Origin of the sequence: Heliorestis acidaminivorans (assembly GCF_008933955.1) — a bacterium.
Taxonomy (GTDB): Bacteria; Bacillota; Desulfitobacteriia; order Heliobacteriales; family Heliobacteriaceae; genus Heliorestis; species Heliorestis acidaminivorans.
Genome location: NZ_WBXO01000003.1, coordinates 189,578 through 203,061, shown reverse-complemented (window position 1 = coordinate 203,061; position 13,484 = coordinate 189,578). Strand labels below are relative to the sequence as shown.

8 protein-coding genes are annotated in these 13,484 nt (G+C 40.3%); 3 read left to right on the top strand and 5 right to left on the bottom strand.

Annotated elements, in window-relative coordinates; genetic code table 11:
* Positions 1-22: 22 nt before the first annotated feature.
* From F9B85_RS05675 to F9B85_RS05655, 5 genes are all read right to left on the bottom strand, one after another.
* Positions 23-1,564 (bottom strand): DUF92 domain-containing protein, encoded by a 1,542-nt coding sequence (locus F9B85_RS05675; RefSeq protein ID WP_207707046.1) that lies wholly within the window; start codon positions 1,562-1,564, stop codon positions 23-25.
* Positions 1,565-1,756: 192 nt separating this feature from the next.
* The gene (locus F9B85_RS05670) at positions 1,757-2,014 is read right to left on the bottom strand and encodes a hypothetical protein (protein ID WP_151619413.1); all 258 of its coding nucleotides are present in this window, start codon (positions 2,012-2,014) and stop codon (positions 1,757-1,759) included.
* Between the two features lie 243 nt (positions 2,015-2,257).
* Positions 2,258-3,922 (bottom strand): glutamine--tRNA ligase/YqeY domain fusion protein, encoded by a 1,665-nt coding sequence (locus F9B85_RS05665; RefSeq protein WP_207707045.1) that lies wholly within the window; start codon positions 3,920-3,922, stop codon positions 2,258-2,260.
* Positions 3,923-4,152: 230 nt separating this feature from the next.
* Positions 4,153-5,766: an ABC-F family ATP-binding cassette domain-containing protein gene (locus tag F9B85_RS05660; RefSeq protein WP_151619409.1), complete on the bottom strand. Its 1,614-nt coding sequence runs from the start codon at positions 5,764-5,766 to the stop codon at positions 4,153-4,155.
* Between the two features lie 217 nt (positions 5,767-5,983).
* Positions 5,984-7,246: a DUF418 domain-containing protein gene (locus tag F9B85_RS05655; protein ID WP_151619407.1), complete on the bottom strand. Its 1,263-nt coding sequence runs from the start codon at positions 7,244-7,246 to the stop codon at positions 5,984-5,986.
* A 334-nt stretch (positions 7,247-7,580) separates the two neighbouring features.
* On the opposite strand from F9B85_RS05655, the gene F9B85_RS05650 reads away from it, so the two are divergent.
* The 3 genes from F9B85_RS05650 (at position 7,581) to F9B85_RS05640 (ending at position 13,484) form a co-directional block, all read left to right on the top strand.
* Positions 7,581-8,840 (top strand): hypothetical protein, encoded by a 1,260-nt coding sequence (locus tag F9B85_RS05650; protein ID WP_151619405.1) that lies wholly within the window; start codon positions 7,581-7,583, stop codon positions 8,838-8,840.
* Positions 8,841-9,149: 309 nt separating this feature from the next.
* Positions 9,150-10,970, top strand: coding sequence for a Na/Pi cotransporter family protein (locus F9B85_RS05645; RefSeq protein ID WP_170270214.1), 1,821 nt, complete (start codon positions 9,150-9,152; stop codon positions 10,968-10,970).
* Between the two features lie 216 nt (positions 10,971-11,186).
* A complete protein-coding gene (locus F9B85_RS05640; RefSeq protein ID WP_151619400.1) occupies positions 11,187-13,484 on the top strand; it encodes a heavy metal translocating P-type ATPase in 2,298 nt (765 codons plus the stop codon).

Here is a 13,484-nt window from a genome sequence, read left to right as displayed (position 1 = left end):
CCTTAATTAAGACGCATCTTTTTTACATAAAAGGATAGACGAAAGCGGCCGCAATGAGAGCTCCGAAGATAGAGCTTATAAAATTGACCAGATCATTAGTCATGAAAGGCCATCCACGATGGAAGTGATTCCTTCTTCCACTTCGAGTAGTCTTTTTTTCTGTTTCTAGCCCTGTTTCAGCATTAATATAGATAGCTTGTACAGTAGCACCGAGGTAACTGTCAGCCATAGAACCGCTGAGGCCACCAACAATACCAGCTAATAGAATCCAGCTATTGCTCCAGAGATGACTAATAACAGTAATAGTTCCTTGTTCCAACACATGAGCGACACCAGTGAAAAGCCAAACTGTGAGACCAATAACTAGTCCACCTAGTAAGACAGCTGTCGTACCTAGTGGTGTGACACCTCCGCTAGTGCCGGGAGTGACTACTTTTCCTGTCGTAATCAAACGAGGAGGTTTTTTGCTGAGCACCCCAATTTCAGTAGCCCAAGTATCAGCGTTAACTGTAGCCATAGTACCGATAAAAGCGGCAAAAAGCCATAACTCAGAGGGATAATAGTAGTAAAGTACAGCGATTACAGCACCAAAGCCTCCATTAGCTAGCGCCTGTCCAAAGTCGCGTCGACTACCTTTATCGAACTTATCAGCGGCTACTTTATTCTTCTGATCTTCTCGGAATTTAGAAAGAACAGATCCATAGATAAAAAAGGCAATTAGTGTAAGACCCCAGAGCAAGCCGCCAAAACCGAAAATCAAAGTACCTACAAGAATGGCTCCCATAACACCACTTAGAGAAAGAGACCGACGTTGATAGGCAAGAAGGGCAATAGCTGTACTGAGAAGGAGACCGAGTAAGACTGTGGGCCAGGGAAAGGAAAAAGAATGATTAAAAGTATTAATAAAAAACCAAAGCGTAAAGGCCGTTCCCAAAGGTACAGCGATATTATCAAAACCTTTCAGTGAAAAAGCTTCCAAAATAGTAGCCACTAATCCTGCCAAGAAAGCCAAGAGCAAAATCGTAGTGATCTGCAAAGGATTTTCCATGACTATCAACGTTAAGGAGATTACGAAAAAGCTAAGCAGAAACATAACAGCAGAACCTTCCATTGTGCGACGATGGCCACCAATGAAATATGCTTTTTTGCCATAGGCTCGTCCTAAGATAGCTGCAAAAGCATCGCCCCAAGTCATGGCCATCACAGCGGCCACAGCGATATAAGCTTGATCTTGCGGCCAGAATATAAGCAACAGCAAGGTAATGGAAAGAGCAAAGTAGACGGTGCCAGGACTATCACCAGAAAGGTCCATAGCTTTCACAAGGCCATAGCGGTAGCTAATATAGTTAAGAACAATAAAAGTCGCAATAGGAATGATGCCAATTAGCCAATTATCAAAATATGTAACAGCACCAACGATCCACATACCTGCACCGATATGTATTATTTTACGAGTAAATTCAGAAGGATAACCTCGCCACTTTTGAATTAATGTAGCAAGAATAAGTAAACCCAATACATAGGCGTAGGAAGCAAAAAGGCCAAGCAAATCATGTTGGCTCATAAGTTAAGCCTCACTCTCTGCGGTGATTTAATATTTATTAAAGAGAAGTATGCAACAATCTTATCACAAAGAAAGGCATTATTGTTCTTTAAATACAAATAGCAATATATGACAAAAAAAGGGCCTAAGTCATAGACTCAAGGCCCTTTCAGCTTGTCGATAATGTCTTAGAAATTGTCTATATTACTATTCTTAGAACCCATCTAGTACTTGATAAGTTGTATCTTTTACACCCTTCCAAAAAAGCAAGTAACGTTGACTAGAAGGATTAGCGCTTTTTTCTAGCTCATCAATCTTTGCTTCGGAATAGTTAAGTACTTCAGTCCAGTACTTTCTACTATCTTCCCAATCATCACAAAAAGAGATATCAGATGAAACACCGCCCATGTTCCAAGGGCAATGGCAACTGTTATTACAGTTGGCACAACTTCTATTAACTCCGCGAAACATGAAACATTCCCCTTCCTCTTTATCCCTTGCCATAGAATAGACCTAAAAAAGCTTATTAATTACTGCAATTATTAATTAAAAAAGTCCTTCACTATGGATTAGTGAAGGACTAGGGCATGCTCATACAGCTTCGTTAATTCCACTGCAGAGCTTCGTTGCTCTAATATCTTATTAGATTTATTGTACTACAGAATATATTATGGAGCTAGAAAGAAAATGTTAAGATTTTGTTAATAGGAACCTCTACTTACCAATAACGAAAGAACTCTTCAAAGATACAATATGGTTAAAGACGAGACGCTCTTCTGTAGAGTCTTTTGGATCAACGTTAAAATATCCATGGCGGAAGAATTGAAACTTATCATGAGCCTTGCTATCTTGCATATTCTGTTCCACCAAGCCAGAGACAACTTCTAAAGACTTAGGATTTATTTGCTCTAAGAAAGAAGTGCTCTCTTCACCTTCCTTCTCCAGAAGAAGAGGCTCATAAAGACGAAAGTCTGCTTGCAAAGCCTGGGAAGCTTCCACCCAATGAATCGTTCCTTTTACCTTACGACCTGTAAATCCACTGCCGCTTTTCGTTTCTGGATCATAAGTACAACGTAGCTCTATTACATTACCTTGCTCATCTTTAATGACTTCTTCACAGCGGATAAAGTAGGCGTGCTTCAAACGTACTTCGTTGCCTGGGAAGAGGCGAAAGTATTTCTTCGGCGGATCTTCCATAAAGTCATCTTGCTCAATATAGATCTCCCGAGAAAAAGGAATCTGACGCATACCCATTTCTAGATTCTCGGGGTTGTTCTCAGCCTCTAACATTTCTACTTGACCTTCTGGGTAGTTGGTAATAACCACTTTCAAAGGGCGAAGTACAGCCATAGTTCGAGGAGCTTTCATCTTCAAATCTTCGCGAATAAAGTGTTCCAACATCTTTACATCTACGGTGCTGTTACTTTTAGCTACACCAATCTCACGTGCAAAATTGCGTATTGCTTCGGCTGTAAAACCACGGCGGCGCAAACCTGAAATGGTGGGCATACGAGGATCATCCCAACCATCAACGATTTGCTCGTCCACTAATTGCTTAAGCTTACGTTTACTCATCACAGTTTGCGTCAGATTTAGCCTGGCAAACTCATACTGATGAGGCTTTGCTTCCATCTCACATTCGCGAATCACCCAATCATAAAGAGGTCGGTGATCTTCAAATTCCAGCGTACAGATGGAATGAGTAACGCCTTCAATAGCATCACCTAGCGGATGAGCGTAATCGTACATAGGATAAATACACCATTGATCACCCGTGTTATGATGAGTAGCGTGAGCAATTCGATAGAGAACAGGATCGCGCATATTTATGTTCGGTGAAGCCATGTCAATTTTGGCGCGTAAAACTTTTTCTCCGTCTTTGAACTCACCCTTACGCATGCTCTCAAAAAGATGAAGATTCTCTTCAATAGAACGGTTGCGATAAGGACTCTCTTTACCAGGCTCAGTCAAAGTTCCTCGCATAGCCCGCATCTCTTCCGGCGAAAGATCGCAGACGTAAGCTTTTCCTTTTTTGATCAAAAGAAGGGCACGATTGTACATCTCTTCAAAGTAATCAGAAGCGAAAAATATTCCATCCCACTGGTAACCTAACCAGGTTACATCTTCTTTGATAGAGTTTACGAACTCTACATCTTCTTTGAGCGGATTAGTATCATCAAAACGGAGATTTGTCTTTCCGCTAAAATCATCGGCTAGATCGAAATTTAGGCATATTGACTTGGCATGTCCAATATGAAGGTAACCATTCGGTTCGGGAGGAAAACGTGTAATTACTTCATCGACTTTACCAGTCCGTAAATCTTCCACGATAATGTTCTTAATAAAATTCGACGATGTCCCTTTGGTTTCCAATCTCATTCACCTTTCTATAACAGGAATCTAGAGCTTGCAAAAAGCTTCTAATATTCTTTACCTTTCATAATAACCGACAACAGCAGAATAATTCAACAACTTAGGCTTTTCCCGTATAAAGGAACATTTAATAATCTACCCAGACGTTGACTATGACAAACAAAAAGCTAAAAAAGACCCCTCAAGCATTAACTTGCTAGAGGGGTCGTGATCTTTAGAGAAAGTAAACAGTAAACCTATCCAGCCGCTTCTTCGGACTTTAAGGAAGCTTTAAACTCCAGATACTCATCAAAAGTCATCGCCCGGTCCATGATGCCATCTTCTGTAATCTCAATGATGCGGTTAGCAATAGTCTGGGTAAACTGATGATCTTGTGAGACAAAAAGCATAGTACCATCAAAGCTAATCAAACCATTGTTAAGAGCCGTAATAGACTCTAAGTCCAAGTGGTTTGTAGGCTCATCAAGAATAAGCACGTTAGCTCCGCTAAGCATCATGCGAGAAAGCATGCATCGGACTTTTTCACCACCAGAGAGGACGGAAACTTTTTTCAGTGACTCTTCTCCAGAGAAAAGCATACGACCTAAGAAACCGCGGACGAAGCTTTCTTCCTGATCTTTAGAGTACTGACGCAACCAGTCAATCAAATTGAGATCTACATTTTTGAAGTAAGAACTGTTGTCTTTGGGGAAGTAAGCTTGACTTGTTGTAGTGCCCCACTTAAAGGTACCGCTATCAGGCTCCATCTCACCCATTAGGATTTGAAACAATGCTGTCTTGGCATGACCATTAGAACCAACAAAAGCAATTTTGTCACCTTTGTTAATCGTGAAAGAAATGTTATTAAGCACTTTTTCGCCTTCAATTGTCTTATTCAAGTCTGTGATAGTAAGAATATCTTTACCAGCTTCACGATCAGACTTAAAGGCTACGTAAGGGTACTTACGGTTCGACGGCTTAATATCGTCAATTGTAATCTTATCCAGCAACTTTTTCCGTGACGTAGCTTGCTTAGACTTAGAAGCGTTAGCGCTAAAGCGACGAATAAACTGCTCTAATTCTTTAATCTTTTCTTCCTTCTTCTTATTGGCGTTACGTTGCAACTGTATAGCCAACTGACTAGACTCATACCAGAAGTCATAGTTACCTACATAAAGCTGAATCTTGCCAAAATCAATATCAGCAATATGAGTACAGACTTGGTTAAGGAAGTGACGATCGTGAGATACAACAATAACAGTCCCTTTGAAGTCAGCAAGGAAGTTTTCCAACCAGTTGATAGAATCAAGGTCTAAATGGTTCGTAGGCTCGTCGAGAAGTAAGATATGAGGATTACCAAAAAGAGCTTGCGCTAGCAAGACTCGTACTTTCATATTGCCTTCTAGCTCATGCATTTTTTTGTCATGCAATTCATGGGAGATACCTAAGCCTGTTAGAAGGCCTGCCGCTTCTGACTCAGCGTCCCAGCCGTTTAACTCAGCGAATTCACCTTCTAATTCAGCTACTAGCATACCGTCTTCTTCGGAGAAGTCGGGCTTCGCGTAGAGAGCATCTTTTTGCTCCATTACTTCATAGAGGCGACTGTGACCCATGATAACCGTTTTGATAACTTCGAAATCGTCAAACTCATAATGGTTCTGCTTAAGCACAGCCATGCGCTCGCCTGGTGTCTTGATCACTTCACCGCTTGATTGATCGACTTCACCGGAAAGGATTTTTAGAAAAGTAGACTTACCAGCACCATTAGCACCAATAAGGCCGTAGCAGTTGCCAGGCGTGAACTTAATGTTCACATCTTCAAAAAGAGCTCTCTTACCAAAACGAAGGGTTAGATTTTGCGTGGCGATCATGATCAAAAAACCTACCTTTTATATTTTCTTAAAAATCTATCTTCAGCGGGCTCGCGAAAAACTCCCCAGAAACAAAAACTGGGGAGTTCATGTTACCGCATGTTGCTTTATCGAAAGAGCAACGAGAAAGAAATTCACAGATAGTTATAGTATAAACCATATTGACAAAGGGTGCAAACTATGAATGTAAAAAGATGCTACTAAATAAGGTTGACACTCACAGATGACTTGAAGAAGATACTTTCTGTTTAAGCTTTCCATAGGTCATAGTGCGCCATAGGCGCTCCATAGGTCCGTAGGGATAGCGACTAAGCCAGTAGCGACTAAATAGTACTTGCAATGAAAAAATTAGCAGGGCAATAAGGAAGCTCAAGGCGGGACCGACTTGCCCATAAAGACCTAATCCATAGCTGTAGAAAATAGTGGTAGCGAAAAGGGTCTGCATAAGATAGTTAGTCAAAGCCATCTGACCAAGGGGACGAAGAAAATCAAAACGTTGACGCCAGAGTGGTTTTTGAACTAGAAGTACCATAGAAGTCATGTAAAAAAAGCTCATCAAGGGATCTCCTAAGATCATTCCGACCATGTAGAAAGTATAATAAAAGGAGTAAGTCGTCAGTTCTGGTTGAAAATAAGCGTAAGTTTTGATAGCTGTCAGCGGTAGACCAGTGAGTAGACAAAATAGCCAGATTTTCCGTAGAAGAGGTAAAGTATCGGAAAGATTACGATGCCAACCTTTTTTCCCTACATAAGCACCTAGTAAAAACATAGGTAAGATGATAGGAACAGCAAAAACAATATAGGAGTACATAAATAAATTATCTGCTACTCGTTGTGCCATCACCTCGCTCCAAGTTCCTTGCCCATAAGCTAGATAAGACTGTTCAATCATAGCTCCGATCTGAGCTGTAAAAAGAGCTTCCTGTTCTGCTACGGAATAATCCATATGATGAGCATTAACCCAGGCCCCAAGAGCTTGGAAAGCGATCAAGATAAAATAGAGAAATACCATAATTCCTGTCCAGATAAGCAAAGTTCTAGGCTGTCGGTAGACAAAGAATAAAAGTAATAAGCCGACAAGGCCATAGATGGTTAATATATCACCATACCAGAAGAAAAAAGCATGAATTAAGCCAAAGACTAGTAAGGAGGCAAGACGACGAAGAAATAAAAGTCTAGGTCTAGTCACTTTTTCTTTAGCTCGTTCTATAAAGATGATAAAACCGAGGCCAAAAAGAAAAGAGAACATAGTATAGAACTTACCTTCACCAAAGAAAAAGATCAATCTTTCCATAACACGATCGATTGGTCCTTCCCAAAGTTCCATACCAATTAACTGACTATACATAATAGGTGAGTTAAAGTAAGCCATATTGACAATTAGGATGCCCAAAAGAGCAAGACCACGCAATATATCTAATTCAATAATTCGTTCTTTTTTGGCTGTCGGCTGTAACGATGTTGCCAAAAGATAAGACACTTCCTTTCTGCTATTTATTTCACATATACTATAACAAATATAGATGGTTTAGAAACCTTCCTGTCAGGAAAAGCCATGGATCATCATGAAAACACTTCCCTTAATAACAGGTTTGACACCGGAGGTTGTAAGTCCTGTAAGGGTAGCAGAAAACTATAACATACCTCTTTAATGTGTAACTCAAAAAAATAAAAATACTTGACAACTCGTCCTTTTATACCACATTTTTCTAGTCTGTAGCCCCCTTCTAGGAAAGCGTTTTTGCAAATACTGTTAGACTGAGCAGTTTTTGTAATGTAGCTTCTTGTCGCTTGTTTTTTGGAAGGGGGGCTATATGACAATAGATACGAAAGTTTGTCCTTTTTGCAGTGCCGAATTCACAGGAAGCGAACATTGTCCTTTTTGTACCAAAGGACAGGAAGGAGAAGAGTCAACTGAATCAGTGGAGGAAGAAAAGAGACAAGAAGAGAATATAGCTGAGCAATCTGAAGAAGGCAAAGGTATTTCTAATTCAGAAAAAGTAGACTCTACAGAAAGCCCTAATCAAGAGGAACAAAATGAGCATAAGGAAAAGAAAGACCCTTTCGCGAATAAAGCCTTTTTACCTCTATTGGCAGTAGGCCTAGTTATAGCGGTAGTTACAATTTTTTTACTCATCAATTATAACAATGAAAAAAACAGGGAAGCTCAATATATGAATGACATAGAAGCTATCGTCACTGAGCTTGCGACTGTTCATAATAAATTTACAGCAACTTTGCAAGATAACTTAAAAGATGGTACTATGGCAATTCCCAATGCAGATTTTTCTGCAATTTTAGAGAAAGAAGTAAATAATGCAAGAGAGTTACAGCATAAGACTAAAGAACTAACGGCACCAGAAAGATACAAAATGCTTCATACTAACATAACAGAACTGCTGAACTTGCAAAAAAACATTTATCAAGACATACTTTTGGTAATACAAAATCCTTTGAATCAGGAAACAGATGCTGTTTTAGTTCGCATTAATGCTACCTTGTCAGAGTCAAAGGAGCTTTTTTCTCTGGCTCAAGTAGATCAAATGGAAGTACTTTATCGCAGTGATCTTGTTAGCTTAACGAATCAACTATCTCTGTACGTAGAAGAAGAACGGCGCATCTATCGTGAGAAATTAGAAAAACTGGAGAAAAATAAAGCTTTTTTTGAACGCATGGACGCCATTCAACAACGCTGGGAAGGTGCAAAAACAGACTTACAACATGCTCTCAATCTACTCTATCAAGGCGATTCAAGCTGGTTTGATTATTACGCTGTTATTGATGATGCCAAAAGAATGCGCCGCTCTATTCGTGATGAATTGAACCTAATCCCAGCACCTACTGGCTTAGAAAGTATGAAAAACCAACTGCATAGTCTACTAACTGATGCTGTCTACTATTGTGAACTCATGGAAAGAGCAGGTAGTCTTTTCTTATACGGCGATTATTATTATAGTGAACAAAGATATGATGAAGCAAAAGCCTTAAACAGGCGTATTCAAAATAGTTACGGTAATTTTAAAAAGAATTATCAGGTTCAGAAAAGCTTGTTAACTAATCTAGACAATTTATAAAAAAGAAGAAACCTGCACTTTAATGAGGTGCACGCAAAAAACCTGCACCTCATATAAAGTGCAGGTTTTAATTATTATGTCTGGTTAGTTCAATTATTTATCCTATTTAAATAGTAATAAACCTCTACCGCTGGGCTTGCCTTTTTTTTGAAAGAAAAAAAGCAAGATAGGAAAAAGGAAAAAGGCGCAAGGGAACAGAACAGTTTAAAAGAACACAAACAGCTCTATAGTTGCATATATAAGTATACTTGAACTCTTTCAATATTTCTAAATTTACAGATCATAAAAAGTTAAAACAGAGCAAAGTAGGTGAATCTATTGCTATCTACAACGCTTGGCGGTATAGGACTTTTTTTACTAGGCATGCTTCTTATGACAGACGGTCTAAAAAAGCTAGCCGGTGATGCTCTGAGAAGACTCTTAAGTCGCTTTACAGGTGGAACTTTCACATCGATTTTATCAGGTGCTGGAATTACAGCGCTCATTCAGTCTTCAAGTGCTACAACATTGATGACGATTGGCTTTGTTAGTGCAGGCTTACTTAGCTTTTCCCAAGCTGTCGGTGTAATTATTGGCTCTAACGTAGGTACAACTAGTACAGCCTGGATAGTTTCAACCTTAGGTCTCAAGCTGAACATTGCCGCTTTGGCCATGCCTTTTGTAGCCCTTGGTGCTTTACTTAAGCTCTTAGGTAAAGGAAAAATGAGTGCTTGGGGTATCTTTCTCGCTGGCTTTGGCCTTATCTTTGTAGGCATTGACTTTCTCCAGCAAGGCATGGCAGGCGTAGCGGAGCAAATTGATCTAAGCGCCTTTCAAGGCGATAGCTTTTTCAATCTTTTGCTATTAATCGTCGTTGGCTCTGTGATGACTGTTCTGATGCAATCATCTAGTGCTGCTGTTGCTACAACCCTAGCGGCACTTCATACTAATGCTATAGTCCTCGATCAAGCCGCCGCACTAGTTATTGGTCAGAACGTGGGAACTACGGTGAAAGCGGCTCTTGCTTCCATCGGCGGATCTATAGCGGTTAAGCGAACAGCCTTAGCTCATATCTTATTCAATCTCATTACGGGTCTTGTTGCTCTAATGATCCTTCCATTATTTATCAAAGTGATTACTGAAAGCGTGCGTTTTGGTGGAACTGATCCAGCTATTGCTATTGCCGCATTTCACACCTTTTTCAACATGCTAGGTTTATTGCTAATCGCACCTTTTATCCATCCCTTTTCCCACATGATTGAACGAATGTTACCAGAAAAAGGTCCTGTCTTAACAAAGCACCTTGATCCGGCCCTTACAGAAGTTGTTCCAGTTGCTGTTGAAGCAGTGCGAAGAACCTTACTAGATACAACAGCTTTACTGATGAAAGCAACGTCAGATATGTTAGATAAAAATAAAGACGTAGACCAAGATAGTTCAGCTATGAAAGCTGTAATCGAAGAAGCCGAATTAGCTTTACATGAAACTAGAGCCTTCATTGGATCGTTGCATATGAATGACGCTTCTACTATAGATGTAAGACGTCATCTAGCCACATTACATGCTATTGATCACATTGATCGATTTATAGAAGCCATAAAAGAAAAAGAATACGTCCAATCGATTCATAGCTACGAAAGACTTGAGAAGAAGCTTTCTGAAGTAGTCTTAGCGATGGCGAAGACAGCAAAAATACTAGATAATAAAAATTATCGTCAATGCGATAGACCACTAACAAAGAAAGCAGAAGCTGAACAAGAAGGATTAGGCTCAGAACTAAAAGAAATAGAGCCCTGTGAGGCGCCGGAAAAAAATATTGGGTCAAGAGAATCGCGCAAAAGCAAAAAAGAAAAGAAAAGACAGCGGAAAGAACAAGAAGCTTTAGAGCAACTGCGTACTATAGAAAAACTTTCTCTCTCTATTGCTGATCAGCGAAGGACTGATCGAGCCCTTATCTTAGAAGCTACAGCTCTCGGTGAAAGTGATCCCGAAAGAGGTCTGTCCGAAATCAACACCTTAAAGTGGATCGACCGTATGACTTATCACCTCTGGCGCTTGCTTTATCATCTAATTGACAAAGAAGGAGAAGAAGTAGCTTTACGAACTGCTGGTGTTTATGGAGAAGGGATAAGGGAGACGATGTCTAATTAGTCTGCTTTACTTGACAAAAATATGATTAAAAAGAAGCTCATTGATGTTTTCTAAGCATCAATGAGCTTCTTTCGGGTTACCCCCTCTTATTGAAAAAGTTGTAATCATATTGACAATAATGAAAAGCAATCATAGACTATACATGAACAAACATTCATGCGTGTGTATTTGGCAATGCATCTGTTATAGTGACGTCAAAGGAAGAAGGGTAGCCTAATGGCAACTTCAAAGGCAGTAAAAGTAGGTGGGCAAGTCTTACAAGTTAATGGTATTACTTGTATGGATTGTGCACTAAAGTTCGAACAGCACGTACAGGCTTTGCCAGGTGTGGAGAGTGCCAAATTAAATGCACTTACCGGTCGCCTCACTGTTGATGGCTTTGTAGATTTAGATGCTATTCAAAAAGTTGGCGCTGAGGAAAATTATAAGATCGATTTTCTAGATAATCTTACAGAGTCAAAAGAAGGCTCACCAACAAAAGAAATCGACTGGCGAATGATTCGCATGATCTTATCAGGTTTTTTTCTTGCTACAGGCTTTCTCGCTGAATGGTTTCATAGTTCAGACTTACTCACCATGACCGCTTTTTTACTGGCTGTCTTCTTCGGTGGTTGGGGTAACTTTATCAAAGCATCAAGAGCTTTGCCGCGCTTACGTTTTAATATGAGTGTCTTAATGACGATTGCTGTCTTTGGTGCTATAGCTATTGGACAATGGGAAGAAGCGGCCACAGTAGCTTTTTTGTTCTCCCTCTCTGAAATGCTAGAAGGATGGACGATGGATAGAGCTCGACGCTCTATAAGAGAACTTATGGATTTGTCGCCCAAAGTAGCCCTTGTTCGTCGCGGTTGTTCACAGAAAGTAGAGATGGAAATCCCTGTAGAAGAAATTCGCGTCGGCGACATCATGCTTATTGGCCCAGGGCAGAAAATTGCCATGGACGGTCTTATTCTTCAGGGTGAGTCTGCTATCGAAGAAGCTTCTATTACAGGTGAGTCTGTACCTGCAGAAAAAGGTCCTGGCGATGAAGTTTTTGCCGGAACAATTAACAGTCATGGTGCTCTAGAAGTAAAAGTAACGAAAGCGGTGCAAGACAGCACCATTTCCAAAATCATTCATCTCGTAGAAGAAGCGCAAGCGAAGAAAGCACCGTCCCAAGCTTTTGTAGAACGTTTTGCCGCCATCTATACGCCTATTGTGATGGCTCTTGCTGTACTGATTGCCTTAATTCCACCGCTTTTTATGGCTCAAGAATGGGGACCTTGGATTTACCGAGCACTAGCCTTGCTTGTCGTTGCTTGTCCCTGCGCCCTTATTGTATCGACACCAGTTGCTGTGGTTAGCGCCATCAGTAAGGCGGCAAGGCAAGGTGTCTTGATCAAAGGTGGCGTCTACTTAGAAGAAGCAGGTGCTCTTAAAGCTATCGCTTTTGATAAAACAGGAACATTGACCAAGGGAGAACCAGTTGTAACTGATGTAATTCCCTTAGGTGGTCTTTTTGGTAATGTAGCTAAGCAAGATGAAAAAGAGATCTTCCAACTAGCTGGCTCACTAGAAGCCCGCTCAGAGCATCCACTAGCTAAAGCAATTGTGAAAGCAGCTAAAAGGAAGGGCTTAATCTTAGAAAGGGCAGAAAACTTTCAAGCCTTCCCGGGAAAAGGCGCTCAGGGAATTATTAAAGGCGAAAAAATCTATATTGGTAGTAAGCGACTTTTTGAAGAGCTGACTTTTTTTAAGGAGATAGCAGCTACAGTAAATATAGCAACTAAAGAAAATATAGTATCTACAGTAGACATAGCAAATAGTGCAAACACTGTAGATATAGCGAATTCAAAAGAAATGGCCCTAAAAGCCTCTATAGACAAGTATAAGCAAATAGATAAGCAGATTAATAAGCTTCAGGCAGAAGGCAAAACAGCTATTCTGTTAGGTAATGAAAAAGAGTTACTTGCCATCATCGCCCTTGCTGATGAAGTAAGGGAAACCAGTAAAAGTACTATCATGGAACTGAAAAAAGTAGGCATTACCAAAACAGTTATGCTCACAGGCGACAATCAAGCCACAGCGAAAGCAATTGCCCAGCAAACTGCAGTTGACGAGTTTTACGCAGAACTATTGCCTCATCAAAAAGTAGAAGTATTAGAAAAAGTGATCGAGAAGCAAGGTAAAGTAGCCATGGTTGGTGACGGCATCAACGATGCACCTGCTCTGGCGCGGGCCAATGTAGGTATTGCTATGGGCGGTGCTGGTACTGACACTGCTCTGGAAACAGCTGATATTGCACTAATGTCTGATGACTTAACGAAACTTCCTTATGCCATTCAATTGAGCCGCAAAACCTTATCGATTATACGACAAAACATAGCCTTCTCTATTGGAATCAAAGTAATTGCTCTCCTTGCTGTATTTCCAGGCTGGCTCACACTCTGGTTAGCAATTTTAGCTGATATGGGTGCTTCTATTATTGTCACATTAAATAGCCTCCGTTTACTTGGATTTTCACCGAAAGAGTAA

What these genes read in the sequence shown, in the direction of transcription:
- F9B85_RS05675 (WP_207707046.1), bottom strand. Translation starts at nt 1,564, where the DNA reads ATGAGCCAACATGATTTGCTTGGCCTTTTTGCTTCCTACGCCTATGTA.
- F9B85_RS05670 (WP_151619413.1), bottom strand. Translation starts at nt 2,014, where the DNA reads ATGTTTCGCGGAGTTAATAGAAGTTGTGCCAACTGTAATAACAGTTGC.
- F9B85_RS05665 (WP_207707045.1), bottom strand. Translation starts at nt 3,922, where the DNA reads ATGAGATTGGAAACCAAAGGGACATCGTCGAATTTTATTAAGAACATT.
- F9B85_RS05660 (WP_151619409.1), bottom strand. Translation starts at nt 5,766, where the DNA reads ATGATCGCCACGCAAAATCTAACCCTTCGTTTTGGTAAGAGAGCTCTT.
- F9B85_RS05650 (WP_151619405.1), top strand. Translation starts at nt 7,581, where the DNA reads ATGACAATAGATACGAAAGTTTGTCCTTTTTGCAGTGCCGAATTCACA.
- F9B85_RS05640 (WP_151619400.1), top strand. Translation starts at nt 11,187, where the DNA reads ATGGCAACTTCAAAGGCAGTAAAAGTAGGTGGGCAAGTCTTACAAGTT.